This window comes from Hydrogenophaga sp. ANAO-22 (assembly GCF_042466645.1).
Taxonomy (GTDB): domain Bacteria; phylum Pseudomonadota; class Gammaproteobacteria; order Burkholderiales; family Burkholderiaceae_C; genus Hydrogenophaga.
The window spans coordinates 1,238,386-1,253,655 of record NZ_CP159956.1 but is presented as its reverse complement, the minus strand read 5'-3'; the positions used below and the strand labels follow the sequence as shown (position 1 = coordinate 1,253,655).

At 58.6% G+C, this 15,270-nt stretch carries 16 protein-coding genes and 1 pseudogene; 8 read left to right on the top strand and 9 right to left on the bottom strand.

Annotation, left to right across the window (positions count from 1 at the left end):
* Window position 1: 1 nt before the first annotated feature.
* Window positions 2-469 carry a hypothetical protein gene (locus ABSY19_RS05865; protein WP_382160056.1) on the bottom strand — a complete coding sequence of 156 codons (468 nt, stop codon included), beginning with the start codon at window positions 467-469 and terminating at the stop codon, window positions 2-4.
* Window positions 470-1,010: 541 nt separating this feature from the next.
* Between ABSY19_RS05865 and ABSY19_RS05860 the strand changes: the two genes are divergently transcribed.
* The 8 genes and pseudogenes from ABSY19_RS05860 to ABSY19_RS05825 all read left to right on the top strand — a co-directional run bounded on the left by ABSY19_RS05860 (window position 1,011) and on the right by ABSY19_RS05825 (window position 6,539).
* The gene (locus ABSY19_RS05860; RefSeq protein WP_382160053.1) at window positions 1,011-1,226 is read left to right on the top strand and encodes a DUF4224 domain-containing protein; all 216 of its coding nucleotides are present in this window, start codon (window positions 1,011-1,013) and stop codon (window positions 1,224-1,226) included.
* Window positions 1,223-2,353 carry a hypothetical protein gene (locus ABSY19_RS05855; protein ID WP_382160050.1) on the top strand — a complete coding sequence of 377 codons (1,131 nt, stop codon included), beginning with the start codon at window positions 1,223-1,225 and terminating at the stop codon, window positions 2,351-2,353. The genes ABSY19_RS05860 and ABSY19_RS05855 overlap by 4 nt, the downstream gene beginning before the upstream one ends.
* Before the next feature lie 109 nt (window positions 2,354-2,462).
* Window positions 2,463-2,828, top strand: coding sequence for a hypothetical protein (locus ABSY19_RS05850; RefSeq protein WP_382160048.1), 366 nt, complete (start codon window positions 2,463-2,465; stop codon window positions 2,826-2,828).
* A 48-nt stretch (window positions 2,829-2,876) separates the two neighbouring features.
* Window positions 2,877-3,608, top strand: a complete 732-nt coding sequence (locus tag ABSY19_RS05845) for a hypothetical protein (protein ID WP_382160045.1) — start codon at window positions 2,877-2,879, stop codon at window positions 3,606-3,608.
* A 14-nt stretch (window positions 3,609-3,622) separates the two neighbouring features.
* Entirely contained in the window at window positions 3,623-4,270 is a 648-nt protein-coding gene (locus ABSY19_RS05840; protein WP_382160042.1) for a hypothetical protein, read from the top strand.
* Between the two features lie 2 nt (window positions 4,271-4,272).
* On the top strand, window positions 4,273-5,478 hold the full coding sequence (locus tag ABSY19_RS05835; protein ID WP_382160039.1) for a hypothetical protein: 1,206 nt from the start codon (window positions 4,273-4,275) through the stop codon (window positions 5,476-5,478).
* Window positions 5,479-5,600: 122 nt separating this feature from the next.
* Window positions 5,601-5,858 (top strand): annotated as a pseudogene (locus tag ABSY19_RS05830) (IS21 family transposase); the annotation flags it as partial.
* 492 nt (window positions 5,859-6,350) lie between these two features.
* A complete protein-coding gene (locus ABSY19_RS05825; RefSeq protein ID WP_382160036.1) occupies window positions 6,351-6,539 on the top strand; it encodes a hypothetical protein in 189 nt (62 codons plus the stop codon).
* Window positions 6,540-6,791: 252 nt separating this feature from the next.
* Here ABSY19_RS05825 and ABSY19_RS05820 read toward each other — a convergent pair whose 3' ends face one another.
* The 8 genes from ABSY19_RS05820 to ABSY19_RS05785 all read right to left on the bottom strand — a co-directional run bounded on the left by ABSY19_RS05820 (window position 6,792) and on the right by ABSY19_RS05785 (window position 15,270).
* Window positions 6,792-7,667, bottom strand: a complete 876-nt coding sequence (locus tag ABSY19_RS05820; RefSeq protein ID WP_382160032.1) for a crotonase/enoyl-CoA hydratase family protein — start codon at window positions 7,665-7,667, stop codon at window positions 6,792-6,794.
* On the bottom strand, window positions 7,664-8,473 hold the full coding sequence (locus tag ABSY19_RS05815; RefSeq protein ID WP_382160028.1) for an enoyl-CoA hydratase-related protein: 810 nt from the start codon (window positions 8,471-8,473) through the stop codon (window positions 7,664-7,666). The genes ABSY19_RS05820 and ABSY19_RS05815 overlap by 4 nt, the downstream gene beginning before the upstream one ends.
* Window positions 8,474-8,796: 323 nt before the next feature.
* On the bottom strand, window positions 8,797-9,825 hold the full coding sequence (locus tag ABSY19_RS05810) for an NAD(P)H-dependent flavin oxidoreductase (RefSeq protein WP_382160026.1): 1,029 nt from the start codon (window positions 9,823-9,825) through the stop codon (window positions 8,797-8,799).
* A gap of 56 nt (window positions 9,826-9,881) precedes the next feature.
* On the bottom strand, window positions 9,882-10,967 hold the full coding sequence (locus tag ABSY19_RS05805; RefSeq protein WP_382160022.1) for a Zn-dependent alcohol dehydrogenase: 1,086 nt from the start codon (window positions 10,965-10,967) through the stop codon (window positions 9,882-9,884).
* Window positions 10,968-10,986: 19 nt separating this feature from the next.
* Window positions 10,987-11,970 carry a tripartite tricarboxylate transporter substrate binding protein gene (locus tag ABSY19_RS05800; protein WP_382160018.1) on the bottom strand — a complete coding sequence of 328 codons (984 nt, stop codon included), beginning with the start codon at window positions 11,968-11,970 and terminating at the stop codon, window positions 10,987-10,989.
* Between the two features lie 143 nt (window positions 11,971-12,113).
* Window positions 12,114-13,256, bottom strand: a complete 1,143-nt coding sequence (locus tag ABSY19_RS05795; RefSeq protein ID WP_382160015.1) for an acyl-CoA dehydrogenase family protein — start codon at window positions 13,254-13,256, stop codon at window positions 12,114-12,116.
* Complete coding sequence (locus tag ABSY19_RS05790; protein ID WP_382160013.1) at window positions 13,253-14,419, bottom strand: acyl-CoA dehydrogenase family protein; 1,167 nt, start codon at window positions 14,417-14,419, stop codon at window positions 13,253-13,255. Before ABSY19_RS05790 ends, ABSY19_RS05795 begins: the two co-directional genes overlap by 4 nt.
* Window positions 14,416-15,270 carry an enoyl-CoA hydratase/isomerase family protein gene (locus ABSY19_RS05785; RefSeq protein ID WP_382160010.1) on the bottom strand — a complete coding sequence of 285 codons (855 nt, stop codon included), beginning with the start codon at window positions 15,268-15,270 and terminating at the stop codon, window positions 14,416-14,418. The genes ABSY19_RS05790 and ABSY19_RS05785 overlap by 4 nt, the downstream gene beginning before the upstream one ends.

Below are 15,270 nucleotides of genomic sequence, written 5' to 3'. Positions count from 1 at the left end.
CCTAGTGCGGTTCAGCGTTCCTCGGCGACCGGTGAAGGAGGTTTTTTCGCCGCAGAGTGCTTCCTGAATCAGATGGAGGAGGGAAAAGCGAGGCTTCGATCTCTTCGTACTCCTTCGCGGCGCTGTTTAGGATTTCGGACATATCGGACGCGAGTCTTCGAAACGTCTCAGGCCAGCCTTCGAGGGGCTGAAGGTAGGTGTCGGTTTCGTGCGGTTCCTTGAAGATTTCACGCGGCGTATTGAGGCCGACTAACACACGCTCGGTCAATTCAGTAAACAGCGCGCTCACTTCCTGCTGAATGATCAAGGCGCTAGGGATGACTACGCTCTTGTAGTCACCTTCTGCGCGTTCGACGATTCGTGTCTCAAGGAAGTCGATGAAGCTTTCAACCGCGATGCGCACTGTCGGAGCCCAGGCTACCTCACGTGTTCTTTGTCCGACTACTCGATGCTTGTTGAGTTCGTTCATCAGCCGCTTCACGAGTGACAAACAGTCCGGTCGGCTCAAGTCTCGCAACCAACCATTGTTTTTGGCATATCGAACCATCAATGCCATCTCGTGCACGGGCGGTGTCGATGCATTTGGCCCATCGGTAGTCCATCTCCACCACGCTTGACGCATTGCTGAAAGCGAGCGTGCCCGCCCGTCTTTGCCAGCCGCTTCCTGTGAGAGGCGCGCGAGCATAAGGCTCAAGTCTCCACGGGTTGCTCCGTCACGCGTGTATGAAGAGTTGCGCTCCATTTCCTTAAAGATTCCGATCATTGCCGTGCGTTCCGCGGCAAGCCAGCTCACTGTTCTAGCCATAAATGTCCTTTGTATAACGTTAATTTTTTAAATTAAAACTTAAAACTTGTGGCGATCCATGGTCGTCAGTATGCTATTTCACATAGAGAAGATCAAGTGAACATCTATGCGACACTCAAGATATGCAACGGCAGATTATGGTTTATGTAACGTTAAATCAGGGCTTTTTGTCGATCAGGCCGGATACGACCACGTCGGCGCGCTCATGTCCCGAGAAGAGCTCGGTGCCCTCACAGGCACGCTGCAACCAAAGCGCATGTGCGCTTGGCTCGAGGCGCGAGGTTGGGTTTATGAGCCGCCTGCACGCCGTGGCGACATCCCGAAAGTTTTGCGCGCGTATCGCGACGCGCGGTTATCCGGCATTCAGCCAGAGCGCAAGAGGAAGGCCAATTACTCGTTCATGACGGCGGGTCTGCTGTGATTCGCCGCAGGGACCGACCAGATGGCCTGCCATTCCGCGTCTATGAGAGGCGAGGCAAGCTTCGTTACTCCATTGGCTACAAGAATCCGAATGGCAGCTGGGAATTCCGGTTGCACTGCGACATTGCCGACAAGGCGCGCATCCACGACCTGCGCAGTGAGGCGATCAGCCGGTGTGCGGCTATTCGCCTCGGAAAGCCTTCAGACGATAGCTTTCAGGCGCTGTGCGACGCATGGTTCACGTGGCAAGAGAGACTTCCGACGCTGGCCGCCCAGAAGCGGGCAGAGAGCACGCTCAAGGAGAACAAGCGAGAAGCCGCCATGCTGTGCAAGGCCTGGGGAGCGTGGCGCGTCGCTGACATTAAGAAGGGTGAGGCGTATGACTACCTAGATGCGTGCTTGCTTGCTCGCGACAAGCAAGGGAAGCCTCGTCCACGCGCCGAAAAAGGAAACAAGGAAATTGCGCTAGGCCGTGTCATCTTCGAATACGCCGTGCGCACGCGACGCATCGAGGCGAATCCGTTCGCCAATGTGGAGAAACTGGCAACCCAGAAGGGCGATAGGTATGTGACCGATAGCGAGCTTGGTCTCGCGGTCGAGGTCGGCCGGCGCATGGGTGGCCCTCAGCACATCGTCGCGTTGGCGCTTAAGACGGCGTTTCTCTGTGTCCGGCGTTCGGTCGAGGTACGCGGGTTGACGCGCCCTCAGATTCGAGAAGACGGCATCGAGTGGCAAGCCGCGAAAAGGCAGCGCGGCGAGGCGATGAAAGTGGGTGTCATCGAATGGAGCCCGGAACTCAAGTCCACCATGGACGAAGCGCTTGCCATCGAGCGCCGTGAAGTTGCTGGCACCTGGTACGTCTTCGGAAACTTGAGCGGGCAGCAATACACAAAAGGCGGCTGGAAGGCGACCCTTGCGAAGCTCATGGCCGAGTGCATGAAGGAGGCTGAGAAGCGCAAGGTCGCGTTCACGAAGTTCTCTCTGCAGGACTGCCGCCCCAAAGGCGTCAGTGACAAGATGGCTCGAGGTGACCGCGATGTGGTCGACGCGACCATGCACAGCAGCGAGCGAATGGTGCGCCAGGTCTACGACAGGCGGCGCGTGCGTATTGCCAAGCCGGCAGGTTGAGCGGGGAGGGCGCGAAGTGTTGGACAACATTGCTACACACGCGGCCGCAAGGTCGAAGCCTGGCCCCAAGGGCAGGGTGTTGGAGCCCTACGCCAGAGAGGTCCTGATCATGACCCGCGAGGGCAAATCCATGCAGGACATCGTGAACTGGCTCGCCGAGCCTCCGAGAGGGGTGACGATCACTCGCCAGGCTGTTCACCTGTGGGTGAAGGCTCGCATCGAAAAATTGAAAAAGTTGAATGCCGTCTTCGCGAACACGGGGTTCGGTGGACCGTTTCAGGAGAGCAATGTTAACCAGGCCGCACGGCCGTCGGAGAGGAAACAAGGTCTCGACCCTCCCCGCCCGTTGTCGAACCAACTGGTGCACGAGCCGAAGTCTGCAATCGAGACCACGATCAAAAAAAGGACTGACGTCCGCGAGTTCATGACCGAAGTATCTGTATCCGAACGCAGCCAGAACCCGACGATGTCCTAGTCACAAATGGCTAGCGCAAATGCAATCACCCTAACCTCCGAGACCAACATGATCATCAAAGACAAATTCTCAGTCATCGTCATTAACAAAGCCGGGAAGGTCGGTAAGTCCACCATCTCCAAGCACCTTGTCGCTCCACTTCTTGGTGCGGACTGGATTCAGGTCGAAACCTTCAATGACTCCGGGCAGGGAGCAAAGGCAAAGGTCGCAGGTCGAAAGTTCGAGTTCGTCGCCGAGGCCGTGGTCGGTGCGACTAAGAGCCTCTGCATTGACGTTGGCAACTCAAACTACCAGGCGGTCATGAAAGAGCTTCGGGCGATTGGCGCCATCGCTGGTCGGATCCATTGCTGGGTTATCCCTTGCACCGACAGCGCCGGGGTCATGAACGACTCGCTTTCCACGATTGTTGACCTCATCGACAACCTCGGTGTTGACCCCGCTCGAATCGTGGTGTTGCCCAACAATATCGAGTCTCCCGAAGACGGACTCGACAGCTTTAAAAAGCTGGATCTTGCTTCGAAAAAGATTGGTTTTCACTTCTGTCGCGTTGCCATCCCGCAGGAGCCAAAGTTCGACGTCTTCAACGCAGACGATCGTTCTGTGATTCAACTCGCCGCCGATGACACCGACTACGATGCGGCGTTTGCGGTCGAGACCGATGGCGATCAACGCTATCGGCTTACGCAAGCTTTCCTCTTGCGCGAGCGTGCTCGCCGGCTCGCTGAGCAGTTTAAGCAGGTTTGGGCCTCGTCGCCCTTGGCAAGTCTGTCTGCGGCTTGAAGCGCGAGGTGTGCATGGTAGAACCGAACGATTTATACAAAGGGGTCCGCCCATCCGACCTCCGATACGACAACGTTCATATCCTCGCCGAGTACATCGCTCGCGCCCAACGCTTTGCTGATAGTGCAACGCGAATCGAGGCATCGGCAGAGCGACTGGTGAAAGAAAGTTGCGAGGCGAGAGAGGAAGGGCTGAGAAGTCTTCAGTCCCTCCTGCATCAGCAGAAGTCAGCCTTTCAGGCCATCAACGCCGAGTTGAGGGCGACTGCCGAGCACCTTGCCGGCGGGTTGACGAGCGCCATTCTTGCGATTCATTCTGCGGGTGAACGAAACCTCTTGCGGGCAGACGAAACCGCTAAGAGGATCTATGAGAATTTGGCAGATCGCGCCGAAGGATTGAATCAATCTGCAAATCGGCTCGAAAAGGGTGCGATGAAGGCCGAAGCAAGCCGCGGCCAGGCACTGGATGAAATCGAGCGGCTGCAGGCCTTTCGGTCGGAGCTGGAGCGATTCGAACGGGAGTCACTTGCCCGCATCGGCGAGGCCAGAGTCGAACTCTACAAGGGGGTGGGGTTGTGGGATCGCATCTGTTTCGTCCTATTCCCGCCTGTTCCAGTCGTGCGTGCAACGAGGCCACCCCATCGACTTCCCAGCCGAGAATAGACATGGACGTTGTGCAGCATGCTTTGCTCATCCAAGAAGCGACGAGCGAGCTGCTCAGAATGCACCGACGCAGAGTAGCGGAACGCACGGTACTTCCCAGTGCCAGCCCTGATCAGCGTCTCGTTGCGCTGAATCGCTATAGCGATGAGGAGCTTCTGCCTCGTGCGAAGAGGGCGAGTCCTTCGACCGTGGCACGTATGGAGACGCGAGCGGCCGCAGTCTTCGCCGAAGCACAGACCGTGAATGTGAGTGTCTGGGATCTCGTTGAGGAGAGGTCTGGAAACTACAACTCGTGGTACACGTTCAAGGCTGGCGTGCAGCGCTATCTCGAAGACGAAACTTCCGCGACGAAGTCGAAGCTGGAATTTTGGCAACGTGATGTCAAGGCAAGGAGCCATTCGAAAACCTTCGAACGAGCAGGGGTTAAATTGGTGTCGAGGCTCGACGCCCTCTCCGTGGCGCTGCGGGAGGTGCCACCCGAAGCCCCAGAGCGGTTCAAGTCAGACGGCAAGGCCAAGCGGTATGCGAAGAAGAGCAAGTCCTTCAGCATTCGAACTGCCAAAGATGATTGGCGCGAGCGTGTTGCAGGTGCAATGGTCGGGGACCTCAGGTTGCTCTTCCTACTTCAATGTGTGACAGGATGTCGCCCACAGGAGCTTGAAAACGGCGTCCAGGTCAGACTACGGCGTGACGGCACGATGGTGGCGCGCGTCAAAGGGGCAAAGTGCGATGAATACGTGGGACAGCCCTCTCGCTGCTTGAGGCTTCCTGCGGCAGACGGCGTCACCCTGATGTTGGCGCGCATGCTGAAAGTAGGCCACACGCTCGACTCGCGCAAGTGCAACCTTGGTCTGGTGAACACCTATGCCAAGCGTGTTGCTAGAGCCTGCGCGAGGGCATTTCCTGAAAGGAAGGAGCGCGGGAGGCTATCTCCCTATAGCGCTCGTCATCAGTTCAAGGCCGACTTGGTCGCTGCGGGATGGAGCAGGGTCGAAGTCGCCATGGCCATGGGGCATTCGACTACGCGCTCCGGCACAGCTTACGGTCAAGGTGGCCGTGGAGGAGGCGGCGGTGTGAGGCCCATTGCGATCAAGGCGATGCGGCCTGTGAAGTTGAGGGGCGAGTATCCGCAGGCAAGAAGTGGCCCCGCAGCCACCGCGGCCAATACACAAAGTGGCACGCCGCATAGGAAAAATCTAAGGATGTGAACGCATTGCCAACGCTGTTGTCTTCCACTGAAAACTGACCCAGTTAGAGCATCAATTTCCATTGAAAGCTGACCCACGTGAGAACCCTATCCTGCTGCTTTTAGCAGCAGGAGATTTCAGGAGTGATAGACGTGGCGACACTGAGTGTCATAAGACGCTGGGCACTGCGCGAGCAGATGTCCATCCGCGAGATCTCCAGGCGTACAGGCCTGGCTCGCAACACCGTTAAGAAGTACCTGCGGGCGGGCGATGAAGAGCCCCGTTACGCCAAGCGTGCGAGCTCCAGCAAGCTCGATCCTTACGCTGAAAAACTCTCCACCTGGCTGTCGATCGAGGCAACAAAGTCGCGCAAACAGCGGCGCACTTTGCTGCAGCTCCACACAGCTATCGGTTCAAAAACAGCTCTGCGAGCCCTAGATCTGAAAAGGAGAAAACGAAGCACTTATCCACACCGTGAGCTACTTTGCTCACAAAGCGGGTGGGTCAGTATTCGATGGAAATCTCGGGTCAGAGATCAGTGGAATTCAACAGCCAATGTTCTGGACGTACTTGATCCGGCACGGCGACATGGCCAGGCCAGTCCTCTGAACCAATGCGAGCACGTCTGGGCATGTGGGCCCTCGGCTGAAACCGCTGCAGGCGGATTTACAAGAGTAGTTGAAATGCTGATTGCGTTACAACATCTCTTGTCGGAAATCCGATCTGTAACCTATCCAGGCTGTTGAGTTTGCCCGTGCCGCGGCATCGTCGATGAGTTACAACTTCTGTTGTGTGAGCGCAGATGGCGTGAGAGTGCAAGGCTCCGTGAATTTGTCGTGAGCTTTGGTCGCCTCCTCCCTCTGCACAGGCCATCCGCGTTCGGTGACAAAGAGATGATTCAGAAACTGATGGCGTTCAGCGGGGGACTCACGGGCCGGATGACGACCTTGCTGGCCCAGGCGGCTGAGTTGGCGATCCGAGAGAGGACCGAATCCATCAGCCTCGAACTGCTCGATCGGGCGGCAAGGGCAGGGGTCTTCAAGCTGCCTGCAGAGGAAGAGCCTGATGAGGCCGATGCATGAGCGAATCGAGTACAGCCACGGCCTGGTGACACATTGAAAGGGTCATCGTGCCAATTGAAAGATAAAAAGTGACAGATTGAAGGGAAACCGACACTTCTCACGTGCGGATGTTTGCTGGATGATCTGCAACTGGAGCGTCGAAGACAGATTTATGTCACTTATCTTGACTATCGTCGAGCCTGGCAGTCAGGCAACACCGCATGCAGCGCCGAATGCTGAGGAAATGTCTAGAGTTTGGATGCATTCACGCGTTCAGCGCCACCACCTGCGGAAGTCTTTCACGGAGGAGGCTGATTCACTGAATTGGGCAGGTCGCTTGGCGTTGAAAGCCGCAACCCCTTCCTTCCCGTCGCGCGTGCTCACATGGAACATGGCAAGCGATTCGACCTTGTGGGCATGCAGGGGGTGCGGTAGGCCGGAATTGCGGTACAGCATCTGGCGTATCAGGGCGGTAGATGCGGCCGAGCGTTCATTCGCCAAAGTCCGCGCTAGCTCATAAGCCCGCGGAAGCAACTTGTCCGCTTGCAGCACTTCTTCAACCAAACCGTCGCGAAGGGCGGTTTCCGCATTCAAGATCTCGGCAGAGTAAGTCCATTTCAGCGCTTTCGCCAGCCCAACGATCTTTGGCAGAAACCAACTCGAGCAGGCATCTGGGACGATGCCGATCTTCCCGAAGACGAAGCCGAAGCGCGCGTTTTCGGAAGCGAGCCGGATATCCATCGCAAGCGTCAACGTCGCACCTACGCCAATGGCGGCGCCGTTGACCGCGGCAATCACTGGCTTAGAGCATTCGAAGATCGCCAGTGTGACTCGCCCGCCAGTGTCGCGCACGCCGCTTACGATATCTGGATCTTCTAAACGCTCGTCCATATCTTCCATTGTCGGCTCAAGCGACTCGTTGAGTCCGAATGCATTGCCACTTTCTCCGAGGTCCATACCCGCGCAGAATGCACGCCCCGCACCGGTGACCACGATGACTCGCACCGTGTCGTCTTCGCTGGCCCTGTTGAATGCGTGCACAAGTTCATCGGCCATCAACACCGTGAAAGCGTTCAATCGGGCGGGTCGGTTCAGCGTCAGCGTGAGGATGGCGTCGGAAATACTCCAAGACAGCGTCTCATAGTTCACTCGGTACCCCGGTAAAAGTCAGGATCGCGTTTCAGCTCGAAGGCGCGAACACCTTCACCAAACGATGGTGTGTCGAGTAGAACGCGCTGATGTAGTCGCTCATATTCCATCTGCGAGGCCAAGTCCTGCGTTTGGGCGGCCTCGTAAGCGTGGCGTACTTCCCTGCAGACGCCAGGAGGAGACTTCGACAATCGTGCGGCGACAGCCATTGCTTCGTCGAGCAGTTCCGCGTCTGGAACACTTCGCCAGATCATTCCCCATCGCACCGCCTCCTCGGCGTGAATTCGGTCGCCAAGCATCGTCACTGCCTGCGCCCGCGCCCATCCGACCAATCGCGGCAGTTTCCAAGTGGCGCCGAGATCCGGCAGCAACCCCAGCCTGGGTGAGAAGGTTAGAACGAAGGAAGCTGACGTGGCGGCAATCACAATGTCGGCAGCTAGTGCAATGCTCACTCCTGCGCCCGCGCTGACCCCATTGACTGCGGCCACCGTGGGGATCGGAAGAGCGTGAAAAGCTGCGATGACCGGGTTGAAGTACTCGGCCATTAAGTGAGCTTGCCGAACCCCGAGAGTTTCATCGGGCAAGCCAGGTACTCCGTCGATATCCAGCTGCCAACCCGCGCAGAATCCACGTCCGGCGCCCGTAATGACGAGCGCACGCACAGTCGGATCGGTGGCGATGGCCTGCAGCTGTGCGAGCAGCGCTTTGATCGACTCTAAGCTAAGGCTGTTGAGGGAAGCGGGGCGGTTTAGCGTCAGCAGACCGACGCCGTTGTTGGCTGTGAGTGTTATGTCGTGGATGCTCATGGGCGTGAATCGGAGGCCTAGGCGAAGGAGGGATTGGGTTTGCGTCTTGTTCGTTGCGCGTGGCTACGCTAACCGCCAGTCGTACGCCCTCAGCTTCGGTATCGTGGATCTCATTGGGTATGAAAGCATGTGCGGCGCGCCGCTCCGCATACAAGGGCGACGTTGTCGAGATGGCGCTGGGCGCCGCATCTCTGGACGTTCCGGATCATCGGGTGGCTGGCGGTCAAAGACCTCATCTCCTCCAATTTCCTGAATGCGTTTGCTGGTCAAGCCATCAATCTTCATTCGTTGCAGTCTCGACATAAGACAGGAATTCGCATGCGCTAAGAAGTTGAGTCAACGGTGAAATCACCTATCTTTGCGATCTTCTTGGCGTCTGCTTGGCTGACCATCGTTGTCGCGCGCGCCAGGCTTACTCGGCACTCGTCCACCATCCGGTTGATCAACTCGCCGCAACTAGGTATGTCATCAATGAGGCCGATGCACAGGCCCGCCCAGACCAAGCCGTCATCCAACCGTCCCGTCTCTAGCGCCTGCCGTCCGCGGGCGCCGGAGACCAGATGTCTGATTTCTTCAAATTCAGTGCCACCGGGGCGGCGCTCAAGCGCAATAACTTCTTTGGCGATGCTGTTGTCGTATACGCGCGCTGTATTGCGCAAGGTTCGAAAGATGAGGGCGGTGTCCTGTTCACTGGCGCGGGTCATCGCGAGCTTCACCTCTTCATGCAGCGGTGCCTCTCGGGTCAGCATGAAGCGGGTGCCCATGTTGATGCCCTCGGCACCGAGCGCCATTGCGGCAGCCATACCGCGCCCGTCGGCGATGCCACCCGACGCGATCACGGGGATCGTGAGCTGCGACACGGCCGCGGGGATCAGGACGAGTCCCGGGATGTCGTCTTCGCCGGGGTGACCGGCGCATTCAAAGCCGTCGATGCTCACGGCAGCCACGCCGCGCTTCTGGGCGCTGAGCGCGTGACGTACCGACGTGCATTTGTGGATGATCTTCAGGCCGCTGGCCTGGAACAATGCGGTGATCTCGGCAGGATGGTTGCCGGCGGTCTCGACGATCTCGACGCCGCTGTCGATGATCGCTCGCGCATAGTCTAGGTAGCGCGGGGGAGAGGCTGACGGAAGGATCGTGAGGTTGACGGCGAATGGCGCCTCGGTCATGGACCGGCAGCGCTCGATCTCTTCCCTAAGTGCATTGGGTGACGGCTGGGTCAGTGCCGTGAGCGTGCCGAGACCTCCTGCGTTCGAAACCGCAGATGCCAAGGCGGCGCGCCCCACCCACATCATTCCTCCCTGGAGAATGGGGTACCGGATGTCGAGAAGTTCAGTGATACGGGTTTTCATGGTGTTAGCTGATCGTGCTCTTGCGACTGGAGGTGCTTATGGGTCGATGGGCAGACCTAATCAAAAACAATGACGCTTCGAGCAACTTCACCCCGCTTGAGTGCCGAAAGTGCATCGTTGATGTCGTGCAGCTCGATTCGCTGTGAAATCAAATCGTCAAGGTTAAGTCTGCCTTGCATATAAAGCTCGACGAGATGGGGGACATCTACTGGCGTTTTTGCGGACCCCAAGAGCGATCCTCTAAGTTGCTTTTCCGCCAGTAACTCGATGCCATCGAGAGAAATTCGATCGAAGTTTCCGAACAAACCGAGCACGGTGACTATGCCTCCGGGTGCTGACATGCGCCAACATTGCTCGACGGTCAACGACAGCCCAACGCATTCAAACGCATAGTCGACGCCGCCCGAGGTGAGTTCCTTCACCACAGCAACAACATCGTTGGCACCCGCATCCACCACATGGGTGGCACCAAATTTTTGTGCCAATTTCAGTTTGTGTGGCAATTTGTCCACGGCGACGATTTGAGTTGCACCAGCGATCTTGGCGCCATTGATAGCAGCTAATCCGATAGCGCCGCAGCCGACCACGGCCACCGTTGAACCGGGCGTGACTCCTGCGGTGCGGAATACGGCGGAAGCACCGGTTAGAACTGCACACCCTATCAAGGCGGCACGGTCCAAGGGCATATCGCGCCGAATCTTTATTACGGCACTTCGATGGATCAAAATTTCTTCCGCGAACCCAGACAGGTTGTAGACCTGGCTGATACGCTGGCCGACGCGCGTCAGGCGGTTTGCTTTTCCCGGTGGCTGCTTCACATCAGTGTCTTGGCATAAGACCAACCTCCCCTTGATGCATTGGGGGCACGTACCACAAAATGACGAAAGCGTGCCGACCACGTGATCTCCACGTTGCAGGTCGGTCACCCCTGAGCCGACTTGTTCAACGATTCCTGAAACCTCATGGCCCAGGACTGCCGGCAGTGGTAGATCGGGTCGAAGCCCTTCATACAGATGAAGATCGGAGTGACAGACTCCCACGGCTGCGGTTCGCACTCGTACCTCGTAAGGACCGGGGTCGCCAAGTTTTACGTCGGCGACAATGAGCGGTGAGTTAAACTTTTCCAGAATAGCGGCCTTCATGAGGTAACTCCTGGTGCAGTCAGCCCGCTATCCCGTTGGCTTTGGCGGCTTCTCTCATCCATCGCAGATCGTCCCTGATGAGTGCTTTGAAATCCTCCGAAGAACTGCTCAATTTTGATTCGTGGGCCGTTGCGTGCAATTGCTCGACCACATTCTTCGATTGGGTGGCGGCGGTCAGCGCTTCAAAAAGTTGAGTGACTACGTTCGGAGCTGTACCTGCCGGGGCAACCCATCCGCCCCAATAAGCCAAGGGTGGGACCTGTACTCCGGTCTCCGCGAATGTGGGCACATCTGGCAGTTCATTCCAACGTTCTTTTTCGAGAATGGCCAGCGTTTTTAGCTTGGTGGAAAAGTTTTTCGAAAAAATTGCTGGCCCTATCATGACATCCACTTCGCCTGACATCAATGCTCTGACTGCATCGGGCCCGCCCTTGTAGGGGACTGCCAATCCCTTGAATCCGGCAGCCCTCTCGATTTGTGCCATCTTCAAATGTTCAATGCTTCCATGTCCAAACGTGGAGTAGGTCAATTTTCCCGGATTTCCTTGCGCATAAGAAAATAGACTTTGCAAAGAACTAAATCGAGAGTCGCCTCTAACAAGAATGACGATGGGCGTCTTGATTGTTGCAATAATAGGGCTTGTTTGATTTTCAATATCAAATTGTTTCTGCGATGCCTGCATGGCCAAGTAGCCGTTGTGCAGATACATCAGAGTTCGCCCATCTGGCGGCGCCGTTGTGAGTGCCTGAACGGAAATAGCTAGTTGACCGCCAGGTCTATTTTCAACAACAACAGATTGTTGCAACGCATTGCTAAGGCCGACTGACGTTGCGCGAGCAACTGCATCCGCAGATCCACCCGGAGGATGACCCACAATCAATTTCACCAAGCCACGGGTTGAATCGCTTTTGGCGGGTGTAGGCAAAATCAGAGCTGCTGCGGCAATGGACGCGGCGTGCAAAATGCTCCGCCGACTGCGGATGCTGTCTGTAATTTTCAACATACCTTTGCTCCTTCGAAAATAGTTTCGGATTTGAGGGGAGTCGCTCGCACGGGAAAGCTTGAATCAAGTGATGTAATCTGCGGGAAAACGGCGAGAGCCTTGGCTTCGGTTCTTTCTGGGTAGGAGGGCTCGAAGCTGGCCTTTCAGGCCGTTTCGGCCGCTGCGCCCAGCGACAAAACTGCCAGGCGCTCGAGCTGGTGGTCGGTGCTGCCATACAACGTGGTGGATACGGCCAAGCGCTTCACAAACGGCGCCAGCGCGCATTCGTCCGTCATTCCAATCGCGCCGTGCAGCTGCACCGACTCTTCCCACACCAGCTTCGCGGCCCGCGAGACGCGGGCCTTGGCGGCCGCGCTGTAGCGCGTCGCATCGGCCGGGCGCGATTGCGCATCGGCGGCCGCACGCGTCAGGGCGCGTGCTTCCTCAATTTCCACGTAGAGGTTGACCAAGCGGTGCTGCACCACTTGGTTGGTGGCGATCGGACGGCCGAATTGGATGCGGGTGCGCAGGTAGTCGAGCGTGAGTTCGAAAGCGCGCTGCATCGTTCCGATGGTCTCGGCACAATGTACAAGGGCGGCACGGTCCTGGGCGCGTCGCAGCCAGCGGTTTAGCTCGATAACTGGTGCTGTCGCAACAAGCGCTAACGCGGGCGTGTCCTGCAAGTAGAGCTCAACCGCGCGCCGGCCATCGTACAGCGTGCGAGCCGTGGCCTGCAGCCCCGTCGCTTGAGCGTCGACCAGGAACAAGCCCGCCATCATGCCGTCGTCGAGACGGGCTGACAGCAGGTACGCATCGACACCGCAGCCCCCTGGCACCATAGACTTCCGCCCCTGAATGGTGAAGCCCGCCGCGGCTTCATTTGCCCGCGCATCGACGATGCAGGGGTCGAAACCGCAGCCTGGCTCCCAAGGCGCGAAGGCCAGTCGCAATGAACCGTCGGCAAGACCGGGCAGCCAGCGCGCGCGCAGCGCCGGAGAGGCGGTATCGGCCAACAGCTGCGCTGCCGACACGGCGCACGCCCCGTAGGGCTCCACCACGCAGCCGCGGCCCAGTTCTTCGGCGACCCCGCAGGTGTCGGCTAGCGAGCCGCCGAGACCTCCGTCGTCTTCGCTCAAGGGCAGCGCCAGCCAGCCCAGATCGGCGAACTCGCGCCAGCGTTCCGGATCGCAGCCGTCGGGATGGCTCTCGGATGCGCGCCGCATAGCATCACCGTAGCCGCGTTCGACATAGCGCCGCACGCTGTCGACCAACTGCTGTCTTTCTTCTTCGAGAATCGCTGTGTTCATAGTCCGAGCACCTGCTTGGCAAGGATGTTGTGCTGAATTTCGCTCGAACCGCCGGCGATTGTGTAACCGCGCGAGAGGAACCGACGCGACGACGCGGTGCCTGCGATACCGCTCGCAGTTCCCGCAAGCGGGTCGACCGGCAGGGTGTCGATGCCCAGCGTGTCCACGGTCAGCGCCTCCCAGTCCTGAATCAGCCGGCTGCCGCTCATCTTCAACATCGATACCTCAGCGCCGATCGGATGGCCGGCCTGCGCTCGCGCGATAAAGCGAGCGGCATTTGCCTCAAGCGCCAGCAGCCGGCACTCGAGCTCGGCGAAGCGCTGCCTGAACCAAGGCCGGTCGGCCATGCGGACGCCGTGCTCGGTGCGCAAGAGGCCGGCTTGGCGGGCTCGAGCCATGCGGCGCTTGTTCTCGCCAATGCGGGCGAGCTTCAGGCGCTCAAACTCGAGCAGCGATTTGGCGATGCCCCAGCCGCGATTCGGTTCACCAACCAGGTTCTCCGCGGGCACCACGACCTCGTCGAGGAACACCTCGTTGAAGACAACCCAGCCATGGATACCGACGATCGGGCGTACCGTGATACCGGGGGACTTCATGTCAATCAACAGAAAGGAGATGCCGTCTTGCGGTCGTGTCTCCGCGGCGCTGCGCACCAGGCAGAACATCCAGTCGGCGTACTGCGCGTAAGTGGTCCATATCTTGGAGCCGCTGACCACGTAGTCATCGCCGCGGCGCACTGCGCGCGTGGCGAGAGCGGCGAGATCGGAGCCCGCATTTGGCTCCGAATAACCTTGGCACCACCATTGCCGACCGCTTGCGATCGCGGGAAGAAAGCGCCCGCGCTGCGCCTCGCTGCCGAAGCGGATCAGCACCGGCCCGATCATGTCGAAAGTGACCTGGTTGAGTTCGGGTGCGTCGTGGAGGCACATCTCCTCGTCGAATGCGAGCTGCTGCGGCACGCTCCAGCCCCGGCCACCCGAGGCCAGCGGCCAATGTGGCACGAGCAGGCCGTGGGCGGCGAGAATGTCGTGCCAGGCCAAAGTTCGATCGTGCGAGAGCGGCTGGCCGCACTTCACCGCATCGCGGATGTCCGGTGGCAGATGGGCGCGCACGAAGCTACGCACTTGCTGCCGAAAGAGGTCTAGATTGTCGGTGTCCATCATGAGGTGGTGTTGTCGAGAAACGCGGCTTGGGCCGGACGGTCCCAATCAAACAGGGGCGGCTGACCAGCCACGAATCGCGCCACCGACTCGGCGTGGTAGGTCGTGGCCATGCACACCGCCTGAGCAGATGACTCTAGTGCCGCGAGCTTGTGATAGTCGGTGTCGAAGCTCTGGTTCAAGAGTTTTCGGGTTAGCGCCAGTGCTTCACGCGGGCCCTTTGCCAATCGGGCGGCGAATGCGCGCGCTTGCGGCAGTAGCGCATCAGGCTCGTGAACCGAATGAACCAGGCCGATCGCTGCAGCTTCGGCAACGCCCAGCCGCCGCGCTGTCAACATGAGCTCCTTGGCACGCGCAAGTCCAATCCAGCGGGGTAGGCTGTGGAAAGCGCCGAAGTCCGGCAGGCAGCCGACCTTCGCGAACGACATGCAGAAGCTCGCCCGTGTCGACGCGACGATGAGGTCGGCCTGAAGTGCCAGACAAAACCCGGCACCGTACGCTGGCCCATCGACGGCGGCCAAGACTGGTATGTCGAGTTCGCGCAAACGCACCAGCCAAGCGTGAGCCGCCTCAATCCGACGACGGGTGGCGTCGGGCGAGTTGAACTCGGGGTCGTCACTCGCGAGTCGCTCCTGCATGGCCCGAATGTCGCCGCCAGCGCAGAAACTACCGTCTGAGCCGGTGAGGATCAGAACGCGAGCCTGGCGCTGTTCCCGCACGACGTCAATCATGTCCGCGTAATCGCGCCGAAGCGCTTCTGACATCGCGTTGCGCGCCGTGCCGTTGTTGTGAGAAAACTCTGCAACGCCTTCGTGCCAAGTCAACTGCGATTGCCTGAATTGGATGGTTTCCAT

Bases quoted from the DNA above. Each gene is read 5' to 3' on its own strand.
- ABSY19_RS05785 (WP_382160010.1), bottom strand. From the start codon at position 15,270: ATGGAAACCATCCAATTCAGGCAATCGCAGTTGACTTGGCACGAAGGC.
- ABSY19_RS05800 (WP_382160018.1), bottom strand. From the start codon at position 11,970: ATGTTGAAAATTACAGACAGCATCCGCAGTCGGCGGAGCATTTTGCAC.
- ABSY19_RS05840 (WP_382160042.1), top strand. From the start codon at position 3,623: ATGGTAGAACCGAACGATTTATACAAAGGGGTCCGCCCATCCGACCTC.
- ABSY19_RS05860 (WP_382160053.1), top strand. From the start codon at position 1,011: ATGTCCCGAGAAGAGCTCGGTGCCCTCACAGGCACGCTGCAACCAAAG.
- ABSY19_RS05845 (WP_382160045.1), top strand. From the start codon at position 2,877: ATGATCATCAAAGACAAATTCTCAGTCATCGTCATTAACAAAGCCGGG.
- ABSY19_RS05805 (WP_382160022.1), bottom strand. From the start codon at position 10,967: ATGAAGGCCGCTATTCTGGAAAAGTTTAACTCACCGCTCATTGTCGCC.
- ABSY19_RS05810 (WP_382160026.1), bottom strand. From the start codon at position 9,825: ATGAAAACCCGTATCACTGAACTTCTCGACATCCGGTACCCCATTCTC.
- ABSY19_RS05825 (WP_382160036.1), top strand. From the start codon at position 6,351: ATGATTCAGAAACTGATGGCGTTCAGCGGGGGACTCACGGGCCGGATG.
- ABSY19_RS05795 (WP_382160015.1), bottom strand. From the start codon at position 13,256: ATGAACACAGCGATTCTCGAAGAAGAAAGACAGCAGTTGGTCGACAGC.
- ABSY19_RS05835 (WP_382160039.1), top strand. From the start codon at position 4,273: ATGGACGTTGTGCAGCATGCTTTGCTCATCCAAGAAGCGACGAGCGAG.
- ABSY19_RS05865 (WP_382160056.1), bottom strand. From the start codon at position 469: ATGAACGAACTCAACAAGCATCGAGTAGTCGGACAAAGAACACGTGAG.
- ABSY19_RS05790 (WP_382160013.1), bottom strand. From the start codon at position 14,419: ATGATGGACACCGACAATCTAGACCTCTTTCGGCAGCAAGTGCGTAGC.
- ABSY19_RS05850 (WP_382160048.1), top strand. From the start codon at position 2,463: ATGACCCGCGAGGGCAAATCCATGCAGGACATCGTGAACTGGCTCGCC.
- ABSY19_RS05815 (WP_382160028.1), bottom strand. From the start codon at position 8,473: ATGAGCATCCACGACATAACACTCACAGCCAACAACGGCGTCGGTCTG.